We start from the raw sequence: 24,936 nt of genomic DNA on the forward strand, positions 1-24,936 counted from the left end.
GCTGTGTTCTGTTGTGTTCTGTTGTACACTGTTGCGCTACGTTGTGCTCTGCTGTGTTCTGTTGTGCTGTGTGCCTAACGTAACGGACATCAGCGACGTTATTTGATCGTTTCGTTGATTTTCCGAACTCTAACGGACATCAGAGCCTCTAATTTGCCAAAAGGTCAGGGGAAACTGCTCCAGCGCTGCAAATAAAGTCGCTCATGTCCTTTAAAATACAAAAACGTTTAAAATTCTATAAATAGTGCTCCTGATGTCCGTTACAACTTCAGCGTTTGATTAGGCGGGTCAAGAAGAGATACCGACACATGCGAAAGCTCGTGCTTTTTTGTATGCATGGGAGGAATGGGGTGATATATTCATTTTAGAGATGATTGTTATTTGATCGGCGATAGGCGATTTATTAAAGGGCTTAAAAGGAGGCATTTTATTTTGATTCCAGCCACGCAAACACTCATCGATTTATTTGAAACGGTGAATCCAGATTCGAGTATTGTTTCTGCACACACCAACGTAATTTGTAAATATGGCGGACTAGCGGATGCCGTTAACCTTTTTGATTTATTTATGGAGGACCCCTTGGATTACAATAGAGTGTTGCTTTTACAACCGATCATGAAGCATGGGGATCAGCGTTTAGCACAACGTATATTTGATGACTGCTTTTATCAGGGGGAATTATTAGAAGACATGCCCAACGAGATTTTGCATGTTCTAGGATATCTCGGATACGAGAGCGTTACGGAGTCTCTGGTTTTGTATATGCATTCGGATAATTGGCATATAGCTAAGGACGCCTGTTTGGGATTGTTGCATTTGCCTTGTAATGATCACGAAACACAGACCAAGATCAAAGACCTAATCGAAAGTTCCTACAGTAAAAACCTGTTTCAGGAGTTCGTGCCGGCATTGAGTTTTAAAGTTTCAAGCAGCAGCATTGTTCGGAGTTTATTCGAATGGGGCAACACAAGCGCTTCAACTGACTGTAATGCTGGAATTATTTTAGGCATTGCATTGTTCGGCTCGGATCAGAAAGACATAATCAAAGACATTTTGTGGAATCCAAATTGGGAAGCGCACGGAACGGGAACGGGGACGCTCAAGTGGTCTTATGTTGCTATGCAACATGTTGAATTAACGTTCAGGGAACTTATTCAAGACGTCAAAATGAAACAAAGTGAAGTTTTTTCGAGAGATGAACTCAGATACCGTTTAGAAGTTTTAGCCGAATTGTTGGCATGCAAGCTGTCCAATCATCATCAGCAACAACCCATACGTTTTTCGATAAACAATAATGAAAAAACTGCTGACATTTATTTGGACCTATTCGGCTGGAGCAAGGACGATCATGACGACTCCGTAATAGGACTTATTTCGAATAACTTAGAGGATGAGGATGAATTGTTGAATCGATATTATCACTTAAAGGATCGGTTTGAAATGAAAATAGAACATCAAATCGAGTTAGATCATTTTACAAGGCAAACAGGGGAGTCTTGATTACATGAAGTATACTATTCAAATGTATATTGAGGGCGAGCATGTCCTTCTTAAAAGCGGTTTTCACCAGGAGAGATACGAAGCATCGCAATGGCACGGATTTGTTATGGGAGGAAGTCAAAAATGATTTTGATTTCTTTTATCCGCTAGAAACTACGCAATGGAATTCTGAATATGCCAAGACACTGCTCGCACTTTTTGTGCAGAAATTTTGTGTAGAGAGGCTTGGAATGAAGAATAGGAATATAATCTTCAAAAATCTTTTCCCATTTGTAGACAAAGTATACTGCGAAGTAGAGTTTGCAAATTCCAATCAAATCATGGTTAATGAAATGCGTAGATTTAAGCGGTTTTTCAGGATGAACGGCATAAAAATGGTGTCGATTACTGGACTACATCATACATCAGATTAAAGGAGGTAAAATATTGGGAGAACTTCTACCCATTCTGATTCTGGTGGCGATCATCATAATTGCCGGCCTGCTACTGGCCCGATTCGGAAATAGCAGGCATTATGAAATCGAACTGACCTTTAAACAGCTAATGGATTACTACTTGAAGAAACATTACTGCAAGTCATGCAACAATAGATTAAAAAGAATAGCAAAAGACGAGTATAAAGGCGAAGGATGGTCCAGCATCATGAATACTTCTACCCACGCCAAAAAATATAAAAGAACCTATGAAATGCATTGTTCAAATTGCGGCAGATCGTATCAATCCGAGCAACTGAATCAGTAATAAACGTTTGGTTCCCACATAAAAAGTACATAATACCGACCTCGCCAAATCAGTTTCAATTTATAGTGGAGAAATCCCCCATAAAGTCCCCCGCACAAGTCTGGAGCGATAATTATAGTGGAGAAATCCTCCATAAATTCCCTCCACAAGTCTGGAGCGATAATTATAGTAGAGAAATCCCCCATAAAGTCCCCGCGCAAGTCTGGAACGACAATTATAGCGGAGAAATCCACTATAATATGCCGCTCTAGATCATGATCCGCACAATTTATATCACTCGTCATCCAAATGTGCTTGCGGGACAAGCCCAGTATGTCTCAACCGAATACGGCGGACTATGTCGCACTATTTCCCCTTCGTTCCGACGCCTTCTCGTCTGCATCCCACGCTCGGAACGTTTAGAAATCGTCCCTTAGCCGCCCTCCGACCCCATATTGCAATTCAAGAGCCCGTTTGTCCCCCCTAACGCCCGTTACGCAACTCAAGACAACGATCGCAACTGATGACAATCGGGCGCGAAACCGCGCCAATTCAGCCTTTCTGACCCATTCGATCAATCCAGGACTATCGACTGCAACATGAATCCCCGCTTATGCTGGACTTGCGAATCCATCCCTGACGCCGACTCGAGGCAAGAAGGGAACGAAAGGAAGATCAAGTCATGCAGATCAAAATGGAACAGCATTCTCCCACCGCGAGCAGATCATGGGCTTCTGGCGCGAAGGGCAGGCTGCTGCGGAACCGGTGGCTCTATATGATGGTTCTCCCCGGGTTATTGTATTTTCTTATATTCAAGTATTGGCCCATGTACGGCATCTTCATTTCGTTTAAAGATTATCAACCGTTTCTGGGCTTCTGGGACAGTCCGTTCGTAGGTTTTAAGCACTTCGAGCGGCTGTTCGGCGATCCCAACTTTCTAGTGTTATTCCGCAATACGTTAATACTGGCGACGTACAACATCCTTTTTTTCTTTCCTCTGCCCATCATTATTGCGCTCATGCTCAACGAGCTCAAGCAAGAATTCGTGAAACGGACCGTGCAGACGCTCGTGTACATTCCCCACTTTATGTCCTGGGTCGTCGTCGTCGGCATCGCCTACATGTTCTTCACGACGGAAGGAGGAATCGTCAACGAGCTTATCGCCAGGTTCGGAGGAGAGAAGATCAACTTCCTGATCAGCAACGATTGGTTCCGTTTTATGGTGACAGCCGAGGTCATGTGGAAGGAAACGGGCTGGGGCACGATTATTTTTCTGGCCGCGCTGTCCGGCGTCGATCCTCAACTGTATGAAGCGGCGCGCATGGACGGAGCTAACCGTCTTCGCCAGATGTGGCATATTACGCTTCCGGCCATTCGCAGCACCATCGTCATTTTGCTCATTCTCCGTCTTGGACATTTTCTCGATACGGGCTTCGAGCAGATTTTCCTTATGCTGAATGCGATGAACCGGGAAGTGGGGGAAGTTTTCGATACCTATGTTTATTCCGTCGGAATCAGCCAAGGTCAGTACAGCTACAGTACCGCTGTCGGTCTGTTCAAGTCGATCGTAGGTTTGTTCCTGGTCGTCGCCGCCAATCGTCTTGCCAAAAAATTTGGAGAAGAAGGCATTTACTAAAAAAGGAGGAGCACATGCCATGCCGCTCAAACAAAGCTGGGGAAGCCGGCTTTTCGATGGAGTTAACGCCACGCTATTGCTGGGTTTTGCGTTAATTACCGTGCTGCCGTTCATTTACGTCCTTGCAGGATCGTTTGCGACGCAGAAGGAACTGCTGCTCAGAGGTTTTATTCTGTTCCCGACGGAATTCAGCCTGGATGCGTACAAATATATTTTTTCGACCCAGACCCTTGTCAGAAGTCTGTTCGTCACCGTGTTCATTACCGTCACAGGCACGTTGATCAATCTCCTGTTTACCTGCTTGATGGCCTATCCGTTAGCTCGTAAAGACATGGATTTTCGCAAGCCGATCCTGATGATGGTCGTGTTCACGATGCTGTTCAGCGGCGGGATGATTCCGACCTTCCTCGTTGTCAGAGATCTGGGCATGATCGACACGTACTGGTCGCTTTTGATTCCCGGCGCGATCAGCGCCTTTAACCTGATCATCATTCGTAATTTTTTTCAGCAGTTGCCTGACGGTCTGGAGGAATCCGCCAAAATTGACGGCTGCAACGATCTGGGCATTTTCCTGAGAATCGTGCTGCCGCTGTCGATGCCCGCTATTGCGACGTTTTCGCTTTTTTATGCGGTGGGGCATTGGAATACGTTTTTTAATGCCGTTCTCTACATTAACGACAATACAAAATGGCCGATTCAAGTGTTGTTAAGGCAGATCGTCATTTTGGCTTCCGGAGGCATCGGAGACTCTTCTGCCATGGAAGCCGATTATGTTGCTCCGCCGGACCAAGCTGTCAAGATGGCCGTCATCGTTGTCTCTACTCTGCCGATCCTGCTTGTTTACCCGTTTCTGCAAAAGCATTTCGCCAAAGGGGTACTATTGGGTTCGGTCAAGGGTTGAAGATATAATAAACGTATGGAAAAGGGAGGATTTCACATGAAGTTCAAAAAAACAAACTGGATTAAAGCGGGAGCGCTACTAACGGTCGTTGCTTTGATGGCGACTGCCTGCGCGGAGAAAGAAAGCAATGCGCCTCAGGGAGGTTCCGGCCAGGAAGCTAGCAAAGAACCGTTTCAGCTATCCATGATGCTGCCGACATACAATGCGGAGCAGATGCCCGCCGACAGCTCTGTCCTTAAGAAGCTGGAGGAGCTGACGGGCACGAAGCTGTCGGTTTCCTGGGTGCCGTCCTCAACGTACACGGATAAACTCAGCGCGACCGTCGCATCCGGCGAATTGCCTAAAACATTCGTCGCGCTGGAGCCTAAGGCATCTTTTATCGTCAATGCCGCGCGATCGGGCATGTTTTGGGAGCTGGGACCATATTTGAAGGACTACCCGAATTTAAGCAAAATGTCGGAGCTCGTACTCAACAATATTTCGATCGACGGCAAAGTTTACGGACTGTTCCGCGAACGGGATTTGGCTCGTTTCGGCCTTATGATCCGCAAAGATTGGCTCTCGAATGTGGGGAAAGAAGCTCCTAAGAGCTTAGATGAGCTGTATGCCGTTCTGAAAGCCTTTGCAACCGAAGATCCGGACAAAAACGGCAAAGCCGACACGATCGGTCTTGCGGTAGGCATGCAAGGAAATAATATCGCCGGCTTCAAGGACATTTTGACCTACATGGGCGGTCCTAACGAATGGGAGCTCCGGGACGGCAAGCTGGTACCTGCACATATGACGGAAGCTTATATGGAGACGATGAAGTTCTACAAGAAGCTGTACGACGAGAAGCTGATCAATCAGGATTTCGCCATCGTGCAAGACGGTCGGGCGGTCATGTATAAAGGGCAAGCGGGTCTGTGGATCGACAATATGCTGGACGGCAAGGGCATCGAGGATAATATTAAAAAGGTTGTACCGGGAGCGGAAATCGATTTGATCAATCGAATCGCTGGTCCGGAGGGAGAACGTACACGCGCCGGAGTAGGCTACCTGGGGATGTACATGATTCCGAAGACGAGCGTTAAGACGGAAGGGGAGCTTGCGCGAATTTTAACTTACTTCGACCGTGTATCCGAGGGAGATATCCAGAACATGATGAAATACGGCATCGAAGGCAAGCAGTTTACGATAGAAAACGAGTCCTACAAGGCGATCGAGGATCCTAAGGCCAGAGCGGAAATTACCGACGGCAACCAATTCATGATTTTGCAGGATCAAGTCGTTAACTACGGCTCCGAGCTGGAGCAGCTCAGCACGAAGCTGTTCCAGGACAACGCCACGATCGCCGTGCCGAACCCGGCCGCGCCGTTTATCTCCGATACGGAAGTGGAAAAGGGCAAGGAAATCTCGAAAATCATTGCCGATGCCACCGTTAAATTTATTATGGGCTCCTTCGGCGAGAGCGAATGGAACGCTGCCGTAGAGCAATGGTCGAAGAGCGGCGGCGCCAAGGTCATTGAGGAGATAAATGATCAATATGCGAAGCTGAACGGGTAAACAAGAGCGATTTGCCCTCCAAAGCATGGCGATATGTGCGGTTATCAGGTACACTTGAAGGACTTTGAGGGAACGTCGAACGGGAGGCACTATGAAGTTACGGTCATCATCATTCTTACTGAGGCTCTTGCTGCTAACCATCTTCATCGGCACGTTGCCTGTCATCTCGTTGGGCATTTTTGCTTACTACAATGCCTCGCAGACCGTGCAGGACAAGGTGAACGAAGGCAACAAGCAACTGTTGCAGCAAATGCAGATGCGGGCGGAGCAGACGCTTAAGACGATCGATAATTCGGCGACCCAACTGCTGCAGTCTTCCGTCGTTACCCGAGCCTTCGATAACGAGATCACGAACGCGGATTTTGAGTTGGTGCATGAATTGTATCAAGGCATCTCGCGCATACAGACTTACGAGCTGGGCATTCAAGACGTGTATCTGTACAGCTTGAAAAAGAAGTGGATCGTATCCAGCGACGGAGTTGGCGAATACAGCGTACCGGAGTTCAAGCCTCAACTGGAGGCTTTCTCCCAATACGAAGGGGGTTCCTTCTGGAGCAGGCAAACAGACGAGTCGCTAAGCGGTACGCGCGATGCGGTTTATTTCGTGAAAAAGTATCCCTTCAACTCCGTCAATCCCACCGGGATCATCTGCGTGGTGCTATCTACGGACACGATGAAGGATATGTTTTTGACGAGCCAGCACGGAGCTGCGTTCATCCTGGATCGAGAAGGCGCATCCATCGTGCATCGCGCAGACGATCCGGAGGAAGAGGGCATGCCAACCCGTTCTTACCTGGCAACATTCGCCGAATCGGAAGCGTTATCGGGACAGTACCCTGACAAGCGGAACGGCGAAGCCGTCACGGTTACCTTCCGCAGATCATCGTACAATGGCTGGAGCTACGTTTCCGTATCCTCGAATGAGGAGGCGAGTCGGCAGAACGCGATTATCGGCTGGATTACGTTGCTTGTAAGCTTGGGCATTCTACTGCTTACGCTGATCGTGGCCTGGTTTGGATCACGAAGAATGTACGGTCCGATCCGCAATCTGTATTCCGCGCTGACAAGTTTCCCTTCGCCTGACGTTAGTGCATCGCGAAGCGGCGAACTGCAAGTTATTGGAGAACGGGTAGATTATTTGATTCGCAATCAATCCTTGATTATGAATGAGCTTAAAGGGCAGCAATCTCAGTTGAAGGAATTTTTTGCGCAGAAGCTGTTCTCCGGTACAATCCATGCATCGGACTTCGAGGAGAAATTAAGCCTGTACGGACTCGAGAAGCCATGGCCTTCCATGTGCGTGTTCGCGATTCATATCGATACGTTGACGAATACAAGATATGAGGAGGGCAACCGCGATCTGCTGATGTTCGCGATCAACAATATCGTCGGCGAGCTTGTATTGGCGGAGCAGAGGCTGGAACCTCTTGTGCAAGGCGATTATCAAGTAACGCTATTGGGAGCCTGGCAGGAAGGCGCGGCATTTAAGGAGTGGGTGTTCAGTCTGTGCGACGAAATTCAGAAGGCGATCTCTCAATATCTGGATATTAAGGCGAGCATCGGCATCAGCCGCTCATTTGGAAGTTTTCGCGAAACTCCGCAGGCTCTTCACGATGCGATGGCTGCCTTAAAGTACAGGGTAGGACTCGGGGAAGAATCCATTCTGTTTATCGAGGACGTGCAGCCGCAGAAGAGCAGTCCGCATCTGTTCCCAAGCGCAGGCGAGATGGCGCTGCTGGATGCCATTCGTTCCGGTAACGAAGAACAGTCGCGGGCGGCGCTGATTATGTTTCTGGAGGAGCTTTTCCAGCCGCAATCCCAGCATAGAGACTATCAGCTCTCCTTGCTCAGGCTGCTCATCGATTTGCTGAAATTCGGACAGGAGCTCTCGATTCCGCCGGATCGAATCACGGAGAACGAAGCCTCCTTGATTCAGTCGTTGTTCAAGCTGCGGAACGTGGGGGAGATGGAGCAATGGTTCTGGTCGCTTTTCGTCTTTCCTTATCTGCAAGAGCTTAGCGAACGAAGGGATCATCAATTCAAGATGATCTCCGAAGCCGTCATCGACATGATCAAGCTGGAATATGATTCCGTTCTGACGTTGGAGGAATGCGCTTCGCGCATCAACTACCATCCGCACTACGTTAGCCGCGTGTTCCGGCAGGAGACAGGCATTAATTTCAGCGACTATCTTGCCCAGCACCGGATGGACATGGCACGGAAGTGGCTGAAGGAATCCGACATGAAGATCGCCGAGATCGCAGAGAGGCTGCAATACAACAACTCGGCCAACTTTATACGCTCCTTCCGGAAGTATGCGGGGATGACGCCGGGACAATACCGGGAGGAAGGCTAGCGCTGTATTCGTACCAATGCTGTCTAAGCTCATGCATTCGAATTTACCAATCACCAGCAGAAGTGATTGCGTTTATGTAAAACGAAAGAAGACATCGATCCGAAAATTCGAGGATCGATGTCTTCTTGGTAAAACTGCGGCAACAAACCGTCAATGCTTAATAAGGTGATTCAAAATCGCGCGAAGCTCGCCGTCGTGCGCGACGTCCTCGTGCTCTTGACCTTTGAGCTCAATCTTCGTTATGTCCAGCTTATACGGCTTGTCGCCGCCCAGCGAATGGAAGATCAATTCACGTTCGTTCTCCAGTTCAACCGTATAGCCGAGCTGCTTGAACGAGTGTATGAAGTCGGAGATGTCCGGCGTCTTGCCGTCGGGAACCATCGCGACGGTACGGTATTCTTTGGTTTGCCCATCCTGAATGAACTTAAAGTAAAACAAACATTCGCGCATGCGAAACCATCCTTTCCATCCTGTCCTGTTATCTAAGTATATATCTACTCTAGACCACTATAACACAAATTGCTGTGACGCATATCACAGGAGAATGAAATCCGCTTTAATTGGTCTCATCGTTGCCGCCGGCAAGCCGTTTGTCCGTCGAGTGTCGCTGGCGGTATTGCCCGGGCGTCAGTCCCGTTCGCGTTTTGAATATTTTGTTGAAATAGCTGACATTGGCATATCCGATCTCTCCGCAAATCTCTTCGATGGAGTGCTGTTGGCTCTCCAATAGCTCCGTAGCTCGTTTAATCCGAAGCTGGATCAGATAATCCCCGACGGTCATCCCCGTCGCTTCCTTAAAGACGCGGCTGAGATAGGAGGAGCTTCGCTGCACGTGTTCGGCCACAGTATCCACGGATATATTATTGTTATAATTGGCATCCATATATTTGGTGGCAAGCTGAAGCGTGACGTCCGACATGCGGGAGCGCTTCTCCTTATGATAGTCGATAATGCGCTGACACATATCAAGCAGGCAGGCTTCCATATCCGGGAGCGTCTCCGCGCGGGCGAGCGCATCCGCATATGCGGGCCGCTCTCCAAATACGGCCGCCATATCGCCCCGCGTCTGGATCAACGTCTTGACAAGCTCGCCGCTCATTTGAAAATATAATTGCTGAATGTTCGCCTTGCTCAGCTTTTTGTCGATCGCGGTGCGGGTAATCTGGCGAATCGCCTCGAAGCTGGCTGCTTTGTCCGTCTGAAGCAGTGACTGCTGCAGCTTCGCCTCCAACTCGTAAGGATAATAGTAGATTTCGTCCTTCGTCTTCCAATCCCCGACAATACTGTAAGGCAACACTTCGCCCTTGCCGATGTACATCTTTAGATGCAGCGCCTCCAATGTTTCCTCGTACGCGACTCGAGCCTCGGATTCGCCGGAGTATACCCGGCTGACGCCGATGGATACCGTTACGCCGAAGCTTTCTTGCAACGAACTCTTTAGTTTGTTCGCTTGTTCCACCGGATAAGTATCTCCGTCAGACGGAACGGACAGCAGAATGACCGTGCGCTTATCGTCTCTTGCAAATATTTCGCCGTCGATACTTGCGGCAAGCTCTTCCATCATGCCATAACGGAACAGGTGGAACTGGAAGAGGGCGTCAGGTCCGCTCAAATGAGGCGTTTCTTCCAACTCCAGCGTCAATACGGCGAAACGTCGCCAGTCCAGCCGGAGCCCTAGCAGCGCTGCAGCCTCGTCCGCCCCTCCTCCTTGAAGCAAATCGTTTAAATATTTCTCCTTAATAGCGGTCCGATTGTCCGTGAGCAGCGTATCGACTTGACGCTTCTCCGTCATGAGCGTCTCCCAGCTCCGAACAATCTGGTCGAACCGATGGCGGATGAAGCCGGCTTCATCGCGAGTATTTTGCTGACCGAAGCTCGCAAGCTGCTTCGAATCGGGCTCCGCGCTTCCAATATAGGAGATGACGCTTTGCAGAGGACGGTACAGACGTCGCGACATGTAGTAGGAAAGGGCGATTGCGGCCGTCAGGTAGACGATGGAGACAAAAAAGACGATGATTTTAATTCGATTCATGCCATGCAGCAGGGCCGACCGCTCGGTCATATCGACAAAGCGCCAGCCGGTCAGCTCCGAAGTTGTATACGAGACGATTCGGTCCGATTCTTTGTCGATATAGGAGTCGCTGCCTCTTGTTAACTGAGTCAGGTCGATACTGCGAAGCAGAGATTCCCCCGTATCGCCATCCGCATCGGAATACAATAGCTCGGAGTTCGGTCCCAGGACGAGCGTCGTGCCTTTTTTGTTATGGTAATGGCTCAAATAGTCGTCGAATAGCAGATCCAGCTTCAGATTGACGACGATCGCCCCGTTTACAGGGCCGATTAGCGGCATCTTCTGCAGCAAGCTGGAAGCGGGACTCTCGGCGTTAAAGCCGTTTTCGCGGCCCGACAGCCAAAGCGTTCGGTTTGCCGTAGGCTGCTTCCAAGCATCCAGCCAGGAACGATCCGCAAACGTGTCGATCGGCGATGTTTTGATCTCGTTACGCGAAGTAAGGACCAAGCTGATCGGATCGTAATAAAGATAAACGGAATCTACGTAAGGACTCATCGATTTCTGCTGTACGACAAAGCTGGACAGATCGATTAGCGATCCGACCGTCAGTTGATTATTCGTCTTTGTCTGGTACAGATAGGACTGGGTTGCGATCATCCCGGCTGCAGCGTATTTGATGGCGGTCAATTCCTTATGAATCAACTGCTGCTGCTGCGCCAGGATGGAGCTGTTGTAAGAGATGGCATTCTGCACGTTGTTGTCGACGGATATATGGTAGGTCACCGTGGAGATGAGCACGACAGTGACGACCGCTATGGCGGTCAAGGACAGCAGCAGCTTGACGAACATCGTATTATGTCTGAGAGAAACGTTCTTAAGCATCTTGAATGGCCCCCTTATCTATATGTTTGCGCTTACAAATTTAATTTGGCACCATGATATACTTAGTGATCAAAAGCGTACCCTATGGACAACCTTTAACGTTTTAAGGCAAGAATTCTCCCGCCTCTAAGCGAACGTACTCGCGATAGTGAGCGATTAGGCAGTGAGATGAATGGCCTGTCTTATACGAATGTAGTTCCCACCACTTTCTTTTTATGCGAACATATGTGTGGTAAAATGGAGTTGCGAGTAAATAGATAAGTTCGATGGAGGTGGTGCAATGATACTAGCTCAAATCGTACATTTTCAGGCATCCAAAAGGAATATGGACCGATTATTTGCATGCAACCGGGAATCGGCGCGAGTGTGGAACGAATGCTTGCAATTATCTAAGGAACATTACACGACACATGGGAAATGGATCACACGATCAGAACTCCAAAAGCAAACCAAGGGTAGATTTCACTTGCATAGTCAGTCGATCCAGTCGGTTTGCCATAAATACCTGTTTGCCCGGGATTCCGCTAATCAATCGGTACAGCGAGGAGTGAAAACGGCACGGTATCCGTATAAGAACAAGAAACATTACAATACAAAATGGGCGAAAGATGGATTCAAGGTAACCGAAAACGGAACCCTCTTCCTTTCTATGGGAAATCACCATGGAAAGAGAGAGGAGCCTATCGTGATCCATACGGCCGGGCTTCCTTATGGACAGATCAAAGAAATTGAGCTTTGTTATGACAACGAGTTATATCTGGCAGTTTCCTATGAAGACGGGTTCGAGAGCAAACATTACGAGAAGAAACAGATGGCCGGGGTTGATCCGGGTGAAATTCACACACTATCCGCTTTCTGCGAGGATGGGGAAAGCTTAATGATCACAGGACGCAAGGTGCGCTCTATTCATCGTTTACGCAACAAAAAGTTGGCGGACATTCAGCGGCTGCAGTCTAAATGCAAAAAGGGCTCACGGCAGTGGAGAAAGTACCAGAAAGCCAAACGATATATCCTCAGCAAGTCCGAAAAACAGCTGAGAGATGCCTTGCACAAGACCACGAAGCTATTTGTAGATTGGTGTGTCCAGCAGTCGGTCTCCGATGTCCATATGGGAAATGTCGAAGGCGTCCAGCGAAATACGCGCAAGAAAAACCGTGTCAACCGTAAACAAGCACAGCGATTGTCGAACTGGTCTTTCGGTAAAGTGAAACAGTATTTGACCTACAAGCTGGAGCAGCAAGGAATCCAGCTCCACAGCATAGACGAATCCTATACGAGTCAGACTTGTCCAGTCTGTACGAAGAGAAACAAAGTTTCTTCGAGAAATTACCGATGTGCCTGCGGGTACAAGGAGCATCGGGATATTCATGGAGCGAGGAATATTCTCAGTAAAGCTCTATATGACAAGATGGTCCATTTCGATGTGGACGCACAAGTCAAGTATCTACGGATTGCGTAAGCAAGAAGTAGTAGATGGGCTGTTCCGCCCCATGTGCAAAGAGCACATGTTGCTTACTTAGACCACTTTCGATGACACCCATACAAATGCTAGAAGGTATGGAGTAGGAGTGGTAAACCCGCTTCTACAGCGTTGTATCGAAGTTGTTGATGGTAAGAAGCCCCCACTTCAACCTGTAAGCGTATGTGGGGGAGGTTCATTAGAGGGATTATATCACAGAGGCGAGACGGGGCAAGGCATATAGCGAAAAACATACAAAAAATCGAATAACATAAACGGGCAAAATGAGGGCAAAAAGCCAAAAACATAAAAAGAATCGAAAGAGAGGATTGTGTCTTTTGCCGGAGAAGTCTATCGTAATTGTTGTAACCGCTCCCATAACCCGGCCGGGTGCCACAAGCAGGATGCGGGTCCACAACCGACATATGAAGGGGAGAATCTTCATGCTCATGAAACATAAGAAAGCAACCGCTGCCATTCTGGCGGCGACCGTGGCGGCTGGCTTGCTTGCCGGTTGCAGCGCTAATTCGAACAATACGAATACAAAAGCAAGCGAGAAACCGAACGCTAATGCAAGCGCAACTCCCAGCGAAACAGAGAAACCGGCGGAACCGATCGAGATTACATGGGGCATTCACTTCCAGGCGGCAGGCGTAGTTGAGAATACGAAGGTCGAGAAGTGGCTGGAAGAGAAATATAACGTCAAGATCAAGCCGGTCAAGGTGACCGACGCCAGCATCGCTTCCGGAGAAGTGCCTGACATCTTTATGTTGGGAGATCCCGCTAACGTGTCGGCCTACCAGAATCAAGGCGTGCTGTCGAGCATCGATCCTGCCATGCTTAAGGAGAAAATGCCGGAGTATTCGGCGGATATCGAAAAAAACGCCAAGCTGTTCCAGACGGTAACATTCGATGAGCAATTATGGGCCATTCCCATGTTCATTGATCTCAAGCCTTATGATCTGGCGATGTTATGGCGCAAAGATTGGCTGGACAAAGTCGGCATCACAAAGACGCCGGAGACGCTCGAGGAATTCGAGAAAGCCGTATACGCTTTTGCGCAAGACGATCCGGACGGCAACAACAAAAAGGATACGTATGGTCTGACAGGTACGGCAACATCCACCTGGTCATCCGGCTTCTATTCCCTCTTTGGCGCATTCGGCGTAGAACCGACGATGTGGCATGAGAAAAATGGCGAGATTATCAACGGCTCCGTTGCGCCCGAGACAAAGGAAGCGCTCGCGAAGCTGCGTCAATGGTTCGCGGACGGCGTTATCGACCCTGAATTTATTACCGATACGCAGGACTCTTATCGCAAGAAGCTTTATAACGGCCGAATCGGCGTCATCGAAGAACAGATTGCCAAAGGCGCGTTGCCGGAATCCGGCACGGTGACGGAGATGAAATCCCTGAATCCGGACTCGGAGCTTGTATTCGCCAAGAATCCCGTCGGTCCTGGCGGACACGGCTCCTGGGATTGGGGCGTAAAAAGTAACTTCATCGTCTTCGGCAACAAGGTGCAAGAGCAGCCGGAGAAGCTGGAGAAGCTGTTCGAAATTCTTCGCGACCAAAGCAGCGACGAAGAAACGATCAATATGACGACGCTCGGAGAAAAGGGCGTTCACTGGGACTTCGCGGCAGCCGGCGCGACCTCGGGAGCGACCAAATTTCTGACAGGCTTCGAGAAGCAGGAAGCGCGCGACCAAGACGGCGTCCGCCTGTTCTCGATGGGCAATATTACGACGCAGGCGTATCGCGAGAAGTATTCCAACCCGGCGCTTAACGAAGCTATTAAAACGTATTCCTCCGCGCCGAATCTGACGGATGCTCTGCTTTTCTCCGCGCTGCCGTCGGATGGTAAATATAAGGCCGATCTTACGTCACTTATGCAGAAGTATTTCGCCCAAATCATCAGCGGCGAAATTCCGCTGGAGGACTTTGACAAGTTCGTGGCGGAGTGGAAGGCGAGAGGCGGCGATGAGCTGACCAAAGAAGCAAACGAGATGTACAAGGCGCAATTCCAAAAATAAACCTGGATTTACGGCTCCGCAGCGAAAGCGCTTAAACAACCTCTATAGGTAAGTTCTGCGGAGCCGAAGGTCCGGCCATCAAGGAAGTGGAGCATGAAAACCATACGTAAACACGGCGAGCTGTTCGCGTTGTTTCTGTTCGCCTTCGCATTTTTTTTCGTATTCAAGTACGGCCCGCTCTACGGCGTGTTGATCGCTTTCAAGGATTTCCGCGTTGTGGAAGGCATATGGGGGAGCCCATGGGTAGGGTTTCATCACTTCGCCGAGCTGTTTCAGAACAGCGACTTCTATCGTCTGCTCAAAAATACGCTGCTGCTCAATTTGTATCTGCTTCTCTTTGCGTTTCCGGCGCCGATCGTGCTGGCGCTGATGTTAAACGAGGTGAGATCGCGCTACTTTCAGCGGTTCATCCAGACGACGATGTATTTGCCCCACTTCGTGTCGTGGGTCATTATGTCGGGGCTCGTCATTTATTTCTTGTCGCCGACCTCGGGCGTCGTTGCCGAGATCGCAAGCTGGTTCGGTCAAGAACCCGTCTTCTATATGGGCAAGAAGGAATATTTCCGCCCTATAGTCGTCGTTTCCGCCATCCTGAAGGATCTGGGCTGGGGCTCCATTATTTATTTCGCGGCGCTCGCGGGCATTAATCCCGAGCTGCAGGAGTCGGCCGTCATCGACGGCGCGAACCGCTGGCAGCGGATATGGAAGATCAACATTCCGTCCATCATGCCAACGATCGCGATTATGTTCATTTTAAGCCTCGGCGGCTTTCTGAGCGCGAACTTCGAGCAGATCATTAACTTGCTGAATCCTGTTGTGGTCGATACGGGCGACGTCATCGATACGTATGTCTATCGGGTCGGACTACAGCAATTCCAGTACAGCTATACGGCGGCAATCGGCTTGTTCAAGTCGCTGGTTGGATTGCTGCTTATTCTCGGCGCAAATCTGACTATTCGAAAGCTGAGCAAGGGGGAGAACGGATTATGGTAGAAGCGGGAGGTGCAGCATCATGATTTCATCCAAATGGCAGGACCGCATCGGTCCCATTCTCATCTATGCCGCGTTGTCCGCGCTTGCGCTGGTCGTCGTGTATCCCTTTATTCACGTGATCGCGGTATCCTTTAGCGGACGGGGCGAAGCGCTGCGCAGCGGCTTTCACTTCTATCCGCGCGACTTCGAATGGCGGGCTTACAAGGAATTGCTGGATTATCCCTTTATCTGGTCGGGCTACGGCAATACGTTGTTCCGGATGGCGGTTGGCACGTTACTGACGCTGCTCGTTACGATTTGCGCCGCCTATCCGCTGTCCCGTCCCGACTTTCCGATGAAGCGAATGCTCGTGTTGCTGCTGCTCTTTACGATGATTTTTGACGGCGGCATTGTGCCTAATTATCTGTTAATGAAAGAATTGCATCTATTGAATTCATTGTGGGTGTACGTACTGCCGTCGGCGGCCAGCGCCTTCCAGGTGCTCGTCATGCTGAGCTTCTTCCGCTCCATCCCGGATGCGCTGATCGAAGCGGCGAAGATCGACGGAGCGCGGGATATGCGTATTCTGTTCCGCATCGTGCTGCCGTTGTCCGCTCCCGTCATGGTGACGATCGGACTCTGGTCGCTCGTGCATCATATTAACGCGTTCATGGATAATCTGCTGTATGTCACCGATCAGACCAAGTTCGTGCTGCAGCAGGTCGTCAGGCAAATTTTGATCGAGAACAAGCTGGATCCGTTCACTACGGCAACGAATTTGACGCCGCCAGCTCCGGAAAGTTTAAAGATGGCGTCCGTTATCGTATGCTCCTTGCCGGTGCTCGTCCTTTATCCGTTCCTGTTGAAATACTTCGAAAAGGGGACGATGATCGGATCGGTAAAAGGCTAGAAACCGAGAGCGGGAGCCCCTGCGGTTCCCCTCGGATACGATTGATAGGGAGGCGTAATTAATGAGAAGAAAAACGATGCTGATTTTGCTGGCTATCTTTGTTATGGCGAGTTGTTTCCCGATGATGGCTGCCACGGCCAATGAGCTGGAAGAAACGGGAGCCGCCTTTTATGTATCGACAGATGGAAGCGATTTCAATGCGGGGACGGAGGCGGAGCCGTTCCTCACGTTGGAGAAGGCGAGGGACGCGATTCGGGCATTGAAGCAAGGCTCTGGACTGCCGGATGGCGGCGTGACCGTGTATTTGCGCGGAGGGAGCTACAATCGGACGGGCACGTTTCTGCTTGAGCAAGCAGATTCGGGGACTGCGGACAAACCGATTACGTACAAAGCTTACCCCGGGGAGTCGGTGCGCCTGACCGGTGGCAGTTCTTTGCAAAAGAGCTGGTTCACGCCGGTAACGAACGAAGAGGTGTTGGGACGCATCATCAGCACTGAAGCCAGGAGCAAGGTGCTGCAGGTGGATCTGTCGGCGCACGGCATTACGGACTACGGCCTAATGAGCCGGCACGGCTATTATCTGGCCAATGACGTTTGACGCCTCCCATGGAGCTGTACGTAGAAGGGGAGGGCATGACGCTGGCGAGATGGCCAAATGCCGGTACGGTGCAGATGGGCAATATCATTGATCCCGGACCGATGCGCCGCGACCCCGATCTCCAGACGAGAGGCGGCACGTTCCAATATACATACGAGCGGCCGGATCTGTGGACAGGGGCGGACGATATTTGGCTGGACGGCATCTTCGGCTATAGCTGGGAGTGGTCGTACAACCGAATTGCATCCATCGACGCGACAAACACAACGATTACGCTTGCTTACGGCGAGATGAGCGGTTTGTTCAAGAACTGGTACCCGGACTTCCACTTTGCTCAAAACCTGCTGGAAGAGATCGATATGCCCGGCGAATATTATATCGACCGAAGCACGGGCATTTTGTATTTTATGCCGACGGCGGCTTTCCAGGCCAAGACTTCGCCAGAGCTTACGGTAACGATGCTGAAAACGCCGATGATCAATACGGTTAACGCGTCGTACATCAACTTCGAGGATCTCATTTTGGAGAATGGCCGGGATTCCGCAGCGGTCATTATGGGCGGCAGCAACGTCCGGATCATCCATTGCGAGATTCGCAACTTTACCGAAGGCGGCGTCCGCATCAATACGCAAAGCCGCTGGCTGTACAACGACTTCGCGACAGCGACAGGCAAAAATCATGCCGTCGTGAATACGCACATCCGCCACGTCGGCGGCACGGGCGTCATATTAAACGGCGGCGACCGACTCACCCTGGAGCCAGGCAACAATGTCGTCGAAAACAGCCACATCCATGACTTCGCCTACTACCACAAAGCATACAACCCCGCGGTCATTCTGACCGGCGCCGGTAACCGCGTCTCCCACAGCGAGATCCACGACGCTCCTCATCCGGGCATTCTCATCTTCGGCAACGACCATACCGTGGAATACAACAATATATACGACGTGTGCAAAACGTTTTCCGATCTCGGGGCGATCTATATGAACCTGGGAGCCGCGCCGCAGGAGAGGGGGTCCGTCATTAGGCGGAATTACTTCCACCACATCGGGGAGGGCAAAGCCGGCGTGCAAGGCGTCTACCCGGACAACTTTACGATGGGCATTACGATCGAGGAAAATATTTTTTACCGGATGGGCAACTCCGCTATTCTTAACAACGGCGGCGCCCACATCAAGACGCAGAACAATCTCTTTATCGACGCCAAAGTGCCTTACGAATATGCCGATTTGTATCTCGGCGACGCGCCGGAGAAACAAATTCCGAAGAACTACATGGGGCCGTGGAACGCGTTGTTCGACCGGTACAACAACTTCGTCGACATGCCGCATTTGGCCAAATACCCCGAGCTTGCGGATTTCTTTACGGAGAATCGTTATTATCCCGACACGAATACATTCCAGAGCAACGTCATCTACAATCCGACGAAGACGAGGAGCAGCTTAACGAACGCGAACGGCGCGCACGACAACCTGAATCTCGTCCAATACGATAACAATTGGGTGACGACGCAGGATCCGGGCTTCGTCAATCTTGCCGGAGGAGATCTGAATCTGAAGGCAGACGCGGCCGTGTTCAGTCAGCTCCCGGGATTCCCGAACATTCCATTCGGGGAGATGGGCATCGTTGGCAAAGCCGGAACGTATCTGTCGCCTGACGATATACCGGTCGAGGATGTCGTACTGTACGACGACAGCGTGACGATCGGGATCGGCAAGTCGCATTCGTTGTATGGAGCCGTGCTTCCATGGAACGCTACCAATAGCGGGCTGATCTACGAATCCAGCGATCCGACCGTCGTAAAGGTGGATGCAGCCGGCAAGCTGAAGGGCGTCAATCTGGGCACCGCGACCGTGACGGCAACTTCGGCCGACAACCCGCTGCTGCTGGATACCGTTGTCGTTACGGTAGAAGTCGGCGATGGCATTATGGACTTCACGACCTTCGAGAACGGCAGGAACAGCTGGCCGAGCGATCCCAACAGGAGCATCGTGGAGACGGACGGCGGCAATCATATGTATAAGCTGCTGAAAGGCGCGACGGCGTTAAATGAAAACGACTACGGCAATTACGAGCTGACCTTCAAGCTCCAGACGCCGCCGGTCATTCCCGGGCTTGCCACCTTCTACGTGTTCGACCGGCTAAACAAAAGCGGCAGCGGCGGCCGGATCGGCTACCGGAAGTTCGCCGACGGGACATCCTCGTGGATCCTATATAACGGGGCATGGGGGACGGTGAAGCAGAACGTGCTTCCGACCGCCGATTTGCAGCCGAACACCGTCTACGAGATCAAGATTATCGTCAAAGGCGGGGAAATCAGCGTCTATCGGGACGGCGCGCTAAAGCTCAAAGCGACTGATGCGACCTTCAATGCTTCCGGCCAAGTGGGCTTCTACGCGGGGGGCTTCGATTATCTGTTGTTCGATGATATCAAGTTCAAGGTTGCGACGACGGACGTGGCCGGTATCCTTTTCGATCGAAGCAGCCTTAATATGGTTGTTGACGAAGAGTTGACGCTGCCTGTTGTGTTCGATCCTTCCGATGCGGCCGAACGCGGTCTGACATGGCAATCGTCGAACCCGGCCATTGCGGCAGTGGATGAAAATGGCAAGATAACTGCTTTGGCAAAGGGGGAGACGACCATTATCGCGACGTCAGTCGCCAACCCGGCGGCTTCGGCATCCATTCTGGTTATGGTATCGGACATTTTGCACTTCACGGATTTCGATTCCGGAGCGAATGGCTGGCCGGTTGACCCCAACCGAAGCGTTGTCACGGTGGATGGCAACAAAAAGTATCGTATTGTAAAAGGCGCGAACGCGCTCCATCCGAAGCTCTTCACATCCTACGATTTGACTTTCAAGCTTAAGATGCCGGTTTCGACGCCATCGAATGGAACATTTTATATTTATGATCGCTCCGCTTCCGGCACGTCCGGCAAAGTAGGATATCGCAAGCTAGCGGACGGCACGTCGCAATGGATACTGTACGATCCCGCCTGGAAGGTGCTTGGGACCAGCGATGTGCCGCATGAGGATCTGGAGCCAGGAAAGACGTATCAGGTTCGTATGATTGTTGACGGAGCCAGCATACGAGTATATGTCGACGGCGAGCTGAAGCTGAGCGGCAGCGATCCGAACCATCATCCGTCGGGAGTGGTAGGCTTCTACGTAGGCGGCTTCGACGAAATGTGGTTCGACGACGTAACGTTTACGCTGATCGACCGGATCGCTCCGGAAACATCGGCCGCATTGACGCCGGCCCAGCCTGATGGGGCGGAAGGCTGGTACAAGACGCCGGTGACGCTTGCGCTTCAAGCTGCCGATGCAAGCGCAGGGGTTGCGGCCACGGAATACAGTCTGGACGGCGGCACGACCTGGCAGCCTTATCAAGGCATGTTGACCTTCGATCAAGACGGGATATATTCTATCCTCTATCGGTCTATAGATGGGATGGGAAATCAAGAAGAAGCGGGAACCGTAACGTTTAAAGTAGATACTACGGCACCGTCTATTGCGGTAACGGGAGTAACCGGGCAGTCATACGGGAATGCGGGGACGCTTACGATATCCTGGTCTGCGGAAGATGCGGCGTCCGGCGTCGCGTTAGCAAATCTGTCTGCGTCGCTGAACGGCGAGCGGCTTCAGCAGAACGTATCAATTCCGCTCTACACGCTTCCGCTTGGGAGCCATACGCTTGTCGTGTCGGGAATCGACTTTGCCGGTCACGCGGCAGAGAGCATGATCACCTTCTCGACGACTACGGACCTGGAGCAGCTGGGATTGCTAGTCTCCTTGTTCCGCAGCATGGGGTGGGTCGATAATCACGGCATAGCGAACGCGTTATCTAAGAAGCTGGAGCATGGGCAACTGCAAGCTTTTATCAATCAAGTCGAAGCCCAGAGCGGCAATCACATCACGCCGGAAGCAGCCGCGTATCTGCTGCGGGATGCCAATGCAATTCTGCAGGAAATGCATTAGGCGCATAGAAGAGAGTGGATTAATCGAAGCAAATAGAAAAAAGAACCCCGCCGAATCCGGCGGGGTTTTTGCATTAATCGATGGTTAGAATGCGGGGCGACGTATCCCGGATGACTTTGGACGAAGCCCATGAGCCGAAAAAAGCCGCCGCGATGCTGATCATAGCTGCTCCGGCAATACTGCCTCCATTAAGAATGACCGGCAAACTCACGATGCCGTAGCCGGACAGTACCATCTCCAAGAGAACAGGGAGGACGAAGATGCCGAGTACGATGCCGGGGATCGTGCCGATGAACGCCAAAGCGACGATGCCAAGCGCGATCGCTCCGCGAATCCGACCGGAAGTCATGCCAATCGATTTGTAGATGCCGTAGGTTTTGCTGGCCAACCGAATGTTGATGCGGCAGGTGCTGTATATAATGAGGAAAGTCGCGAGCAGGAACAGCAGACCCATGAGACTCATGGGATAGACCAGTATGGCGGAAGCTTGATTGTATACGGAATCCAGCAGCGTACCTTGCGTGACGATGGAAGCCGTCTCCTTAAAGCGGCCGTTCAGATCGCTGACGACAGCATTTGCTTCCTTCGGATTAAAGACATTAATAAATGCGACGTCACGATTATTGAAGTCGGGATAAACCGCAAGCGCGCCTTCCATCGTTATACGCGCCGAGTTGGACATATTCGCAATGGCTTGATAGATGCCGGTTACGATCATCGTTACCCTTTGGCCGGCAATATACACGTCGATGGTGTCGCCCGGCTGCTTGTTCAGATTTCTTGCCACTTGAACGCCGATGGAGATCTCGTTCCGCAAAACAGGGTGATCCCCCTCCAGATTCGCGAAGCCCAGCTCCTCATAGCTGCCATCCAGAATACTGAGAGAGATGCTTGAAGCAGGGGCGGAAGCCGAGTTTTGTTGATCGCTCGCAAGGCTTCCGGACTGGGCGATTGCCGTCATGTTGCCTTGCCAGCCGAACCCCGAGATACGGGAGTCCGATGCGAGCGATTGCTCGAATTCGTCGAAAGGAAAAGAGGATTTGTTCACGACCATGGCGGCTGCGTCAGCCGAATCATATCCCCACTGCGCGGCCGTGCCCTGAATGCCGCCAATGCTGCTCAACACCACGGAACCTAACGTCAGTACGGAGGAGGCCAGCATCATCAGAATGAGCATAATAACGGTGCCCTTCCGGTTAATCAATAGGTTCCTAAGCCCGATGGCGGCGCTGACGGGAAGATGGCCGAACCTGATTCCGGTAGAGCCCGCCGCATTCGATCTGCTTAACAGACGTTTGCTGTCGCCCTCCGACATCCCGTAACGAATGGCCTGGGCCGGCATGACGGCACGCGCCCGCCTCGCATAGACGACGACGAAGAGCAGCACAAGCGCGAAAACCAAGATGGCCACGATGACCGCAGCTCCTATACCTTGAATGGCTGACCCGGAGCCAGGCGTACGCAGCGACGACGCGCTCAGATCGATGATCATCTTGGCAAGCACGGTACTTAACGCGAAAGCAGGCAGGATAGCTGCGGCCGATAATAAGCCGTATTGCATGAGATAAGGCAGGATCGTCGCGCGGGAAGTCATCCCGAGTGACTTATAGACGCCAATCGTCCTGTAGTTGGCCAAAATGCCATCGGAGATCGTAAAGCCAATCGTCAGTAAGGCAATGATAAGCATGACGGCGCCCAAAAAAATCATAATGAAACCAACGATCTGATTAATGATGAGATAGAAGGCGGATATTTCTTCGAACTCCATCTTGCTTTCCAGGAAAGGCGTGCCCATGGCGCTCGAGAAGGAATGCCAATAAGCAAGATTATCTTCGTAGTTGTCGAATCGAAGGCCCAGCAAATAGTTGCTGCCTCCGTCCAAGCCATCTATTCGGGTCTCATAGTCCTCGTGGTTCATCCAGACGCGGGCCGTGTTCGAGAAAGGAGCGCCGTACGGAACATCGACAACGATAGCGGATACCTGGAGCTCTAGCTTGGTCCCGTCTACGGGAATAGAGATTTCGTCTCCCAAAGAAATGCCGACCGGATAAGCCATCGAGGTGGGAATCCATATGGTGCCGGGCGCAGGCTCCACTCCCGTGTTTCCTTCGGTAACGATGAGTTGATCGACGGACGGGGAGCTCTTTGGTGTTTCCATCATAAACATATAGAGATTGGGAATATCTTTGCCTTTATGAACGATGCCGGACAGTGTATGGTATCGCATGAGATCCGAAGTTTGAACGCCTTGCTGAGATTGCCACCAATGTTGTACGGCCTCTGGATCGTGCAGCTTCTTCTCAAAAGTCAGAATTTGATGGGAACCGTTAGTACGCATGTGCATTTCGTCGAAGCGGTCGCCGGTATTGGATACGATAATGGTCGCAGTACATACAAGCAAAGCGGATAACAGAACGAGCAGGGCGACGAAAGCGTTTTGTACTTTGTTCTTAACGAGATACGATTTGCCAAGCTTCCAGATGGCCGTTATCATACTTTCACCTTCTGGGACACGAATGAGAAAATCAAAGCCTCCCGATCATGCGTATTCATGTCTCCTTGCATGCCGAATTCGAGAATGCCTCCGATCTTGCCGTCTCGGATGTAGATAAGCCGGTCGGCTCTGCATGCCGCTTTGATGTCATGGGTGACCATAACGACGGTCTGGCCGTCCTTATTCATCCGACTGAGCAAATCCAGCACGGCTACGCCTTGGTCGTAATTCAGGCTGCCGGTCGGTTCGTCCGCAAATAGGACGTCCGGCGAGTTAATAAGAGCTCTGGCGATGGCGGCTCGCTGCTGCTGTCCGCCGGATGTTTGCGATGGCAGACGGCCCAGTTGGCCTTCAATGCCCATCGTATGAGCGAGCTCTCGCGCTCGGGTGGCTATGGTTTCCTTCTTTTGTCCAGCGATGTAGCCTGGCAGCGTAATATTGTCCCATATCGTCAGATCGGGTACCAGATTAATGCTCTGATAGATGTAACCGATATTTTTTGCGCGGAAGTCCGAAAGTTCTCGCTCGCCAAATTGATCGATGCGCCGATCGCGAAAGTAAACCTCGCCGGCCGTTACATTATCCAGTCCGCTAAGCAGATAGAGCAAGCTGGACTTGCCGGAGCCCGAGTTGCCCATGATGACGGTAAATTCGCCTTCGTGGATGTCCAGGTCCACGTTTCGAACGGCATGATATTGTTCGTTGCCGGCGCTGTAGGTTTTGCAGAGGTTTCTTGCGGCTATAATTGCTTGTCTTTCCAACATGATCACTCCCTGTATCTATTATGTAAGCAACAGTATAGGGGCTCGATCTTGCAATCCGCTTATCAAATTATAAATAAATCCTTACAGGGATGTTCAAAAAGTCCGCTTTCCATAACGATGCATATCAGGAAGTGTACTCGACGTCGAAGCTTGAATTCAGCCGAAAACTTCCGGT

Annotated in this window: 16 protein-coding genes; 12 read left to right on the forward strand and 4 right to left on the reverse strand. The window is 51.0% G+C overall.

Features of this window, described 5'->3' with window-relative positions; genetic code table 11:
* Positions 1-432: 432 nt before the first annotated feature.
* From H7F31_RS16665 to H7F31_RS16690, 6 genes are all read left to right on the forward strand, one after another.
* Positions 433-1,500 carry a hypothetical protein gene (locus H7F31_RS16665; RefSeq protein WP_187105118.1) on the forward strand — a complete coding sequence of 356 codons (1,068 nt, stop codon included), beginning with the start codon at positions 433-435 and terminating at the stop codon, positions 1,498-1,500.
* Positions 1,501-1,926: 426 nt separating this feature from the next.
* Positions 1,927-2,241: a hypothetical protein gene (locus H7F31_RS16670; RefSeq protein WP_187105119.1), complete on the forward strand. Its 315-nt coding sequence runs from the start codon at positions 1,927-1,929 to the stop codon at positions 2,239-2,241.
* Between the two features lie 673 nt (positions 2,242-2,914).
* Positions 2,915-3,856 carry an ABC transporter permease gene (locus tag H7F31_RS16675; protein WP_261800525.1) on the forward strand — a complete coding sequence of 314 codons (942 nt, stop codon included), beginning with the start codon at positions 2,915-2,917 and terminating at the stop codon, positions 3,854-3,856.
* Between the two features lie 19 nt (positions 3,857-3,875).
* The gene (locus tag H7F31_RS16680) at positions 3,876-4,757 is read left to right on the forward strand and encodes a carbohydrate ABC transporter permease (RefSeq protein ID WP_087568752.1); all 882 of its coding nucleotides are present in this window, start codon (positions 3,876-3,878) and stop codon (positions 4,755-4,757) included.
* Positions 4,758-4,793: 36 nt separating this feature from the next.
* On the forward strand, positions 4,794-6,302 hold the full coding sequence (locus H7F31_RS16685) for an extracellular solute-binding protein (protein ID WP_187105121.1): 1,509 nt from the start codon (positions 4,794-4,796) through the stop codon (positions 6,300-6,302).
* Positions 6,303-6,393: 91 nt separating this feature from the next.
* A complete protein-coding gene (locus H7F31_RS16690; RefSeq protein ID WP_187105122.1) occupies positions 6,394-8,658 on the forward strand; it encodes a helix-turn-helix domain-containing protein in 2,265 nt (754 codons plus the stop codon).
* Positions 8,659-8,808: 150 nt separating this feature from the next.
* Here H7F31_RS16690 and H7F31_RS16695 read toward each other — a convergent pair whose 3' ends face one another.
* Together H7F31_RS16695 and H7F31_RS16700 are read right to left on the reverse strand one after the other, a co-directional pair.
* Positions 8,809-9,108 carry a hypothetical protein gene (locus tag H7F31_RS16695; RefSeq protein WP_087568749.1) on the reverse strand — a complete coding sequence of 100 codons (300 nt, stop codon included), beginning with the start codon at positions 9,106-9,108 and terminating at the stop codon, positions 8,809-8,811.
* Between the two features lie 106 nt (positions 9,109-9,214).
* Entirely contained in the window at positions 9,215-11,551 is a 2,337-nt protein-coding gene (locus tag H7F31_RS16700) for a helix-turn-helix domain-containing protein (RefSeq protein WP_187105123.1), read from the reverse strand.
* Positions 11,552-11,876: 325 nt separating this feature from the next.
* On the opposite strand from H7F31_RS16700, the gene H7F31_RS16705 reads away from it, so the two are divergent.
* The 6 genes from H7F31_RS16705 to H7F31_RS16725 all read left to right on the forward strand — a co-directional run bounded on the left by H7F31_RS16705 (position 11,877) and on the right by H7F31_RS16725 (position 21,503).
* Entirely contained in the window at positions 11,877-13,010 is a 1,134-nt protein-coding gene (locus H7F31_RS16705; RefSeq protein ID WP_261800526.1) for an RNA-guided endonuclease InsQ/TnpB family protein, read from the forward strand.
* Positions 13,011-13,459: 449 nt separating this feature from the next.
* Entirely contained in the window at positions 13,460-15,043 is a 1,584-nt protein-coding gene (locus tag H7F31_RS16710) for an extracellular solute-binding protein (protein WP_187105125.1), read from the forward strand.
* Between the two features lie 93 nt (positions 15,044-15,136).
* Positions 15,137-16,036, forward strand: coding sequence for an ABC transporter permease (locus H7F31_RS16715; protein WP_187105126.1), 900 nt, complete (start codon positions 15,137-15,139; stop codon positions 16,034-16,036).
* 19 nt (positions 16,037-16,055) lie between these two features.
* Positions 16,056-16,925 carry a carbohydrate ABC transporter permease gene (locus tag H7F31_RS16720; protein ID WP_187105127.1) on the forward strand — a complete coding sequence of 290 codons (870 nt, stop codon included), beginning with the start codon at positions 16,056-16,058 and terminating at the stop codon, positions 16,923-16,925.
* 61 nt (positions 16,926-16,986) lie between these two features.
* On the forward strand, positions 16,987-17,523 hold the full coding sequence (locus H7F31_RS34205; protein WP_261800452.1) for a hypothetical protein: 537 nt from the start codon (positions 16,987-16,989) through the stop codon (positions 17,521-17,523).
* 35 nt (positions 17,524-17,558) lie between these two features.
* Positions 17,559-21,503, forward strand: a complete 3,945-nt coding sequence (locus H7F31_RS16725; RefSeq protein ID WP_261800453.1) for an OmpL47-type beta-barrel domain-containing protein — start codon at positions 17,559-17,561, stop codon at positions 21,501-21,503.
* Between the two features lie 73 nt (positions 21,504-21,576).
* On the opposite strand, the gene H7F31_RS16730 is transcribed toward H7F31_RS16725, so the two are convergent.
* Together H7F31_RS16730 and H7F31_RS16735 are read right to left on the reverse strand one after the other, a co-directional pair.
* Positions 21,577-23,997 (reverse strand): FtsX-like permease family protein, encoded by a 2,421-nt coding sequence (locus tag H7F31_RS16730; protein ID WP_261800454.1) that lies wholly within the window; start codon positions 23,995-23,997, stop codon positions 21,577-21,579.
* Positions 23,994-24,761 carry an ABC transporter ATP-binding protein gene (locus tag H7F31_RS16735; protein WP_187105128.1) on the reverse strand — a complete coding sequence of 256 codons (768 nt, stop codon included), beginning with the start codon at positions 24,759-24,761 and terminating at the stop codon, positions 23,994-23,996. The genes H7F31_RS16730 and H7F31_RS16735 overlap by 4 nt, the downstream gene beginning before the upstream one ends.
* Positions 24,762-24,936: the final 175 nt, after the last annotated feature.

The sequence above is a fragment of the Paenibacillus sp. PAMC21692 genome (genome assembly GCF_014303795.1).
GTDB classification, from domain to species: Bacteria; Bacillota; Bacilli; order Paenibacillales; family Paenibacillaceae; genus Pristimantibacillus; species Pristimantibacillus agaridevorans.

Bases quoted from the DNA above. Each gene is read 5' to 3' on its own strand.
- H7F31_RS16735 (WP_187105128.1), bottom strand. From the start codon at position 24,761: ATGTTGGAAAGACAAGCAATTATAGCCGCAAGAAACCTCTGCAAAACC.
- H7F31_RS16705 (WP_261800526.1), top strand. From the start codon at position 11,877: ATGGACCGATTATTTGCATGCAACCGGGAATCGGCGCGAGTGTGGAAC.
- H7F31_RS16700 (WP_187105123.1), bottom strand. From the start codon at position 11,551: ATGCTTAAGAACGTTTCTCTCAGACATAATACGATGTTCGTCAAGCTG.
- H7F31_RS16680 (WP_087568752.1), top strand. From the start codon at position 3,876: ATGCCGCTCAAACAAAGCTGGGGAAGCCGGCTTTTCGATGGAGTTAAC.
- H7F31_RS16675 (WP_261800525.1), top strand. From the start codon at position 2,915: ATGGAACAGCATTCTCCCACCGCGAGCAGATCATGGGCTTCTGGCGCG.
- H7F31_RS16690 (WP_187105122.1), top strand. From the start codon at position 6,394: ATGAAGTTACGGTCATCATCATTCTTACTGAGGCTCTTGCTGCTAACC.
- H7F31_RS16725 (WP_261800453.1), top strand. From the start codon at position 17,559: ATGACGCTGGCGAGATGGCCAAATGCCGGTACGGTGCAGATGGGCAAT.
- H7F31_RS16720 (WP_187105127.1), top strand. From the start codon at position 16,056: ATGATTTCATCCAAATGGCAGGACCGCATCGGTCCCATTCTCATCTAT.
- H7F31_RS16685 (WP_187105121.1), top strand. From the start codon at position 4,794: ATGAAGTTCAAAAAAACAAACTGGATTAAAGCGGGAGCGCTACTAACG.
- H7F31_RS34205 (WP_261800452.1), top strand. From the start codon at position 16,987: ATGAGAAGAAAAACGATGCTGATTTTGCTGGCTATCTTTGTTATGGCG.
- H7F31_RS16730 (WP_261800454.1), bottom strand. From the start codon at position 23,997: ATGATAACGGCCATCTGGAAGCTTGGCAAATCGTATCTCGTTAAGAAC.
- H7F31_RS16695 (WP_087568749.1), bottom strand. From the start codon at position 9,108: ATGCGCGAATGTTTGTTTTACTTTAAGTTCATTCAGGATGGGCAAACC.
- H7F31_RS16715 (WP_187105126.1), top strand. From the start codon at position 15,137: ATGAAAACCATACGTAAACACGGCGAGCTGTTCGCGTTGTTTCTGTTC.
- H7F31_RS16710 (WP_187105125.1), top strand. From the start codon at position 13,460: ATGAAACATAAGAAAGCAACCGCTGCCATTCTGGCGGCGACCGTGGCG.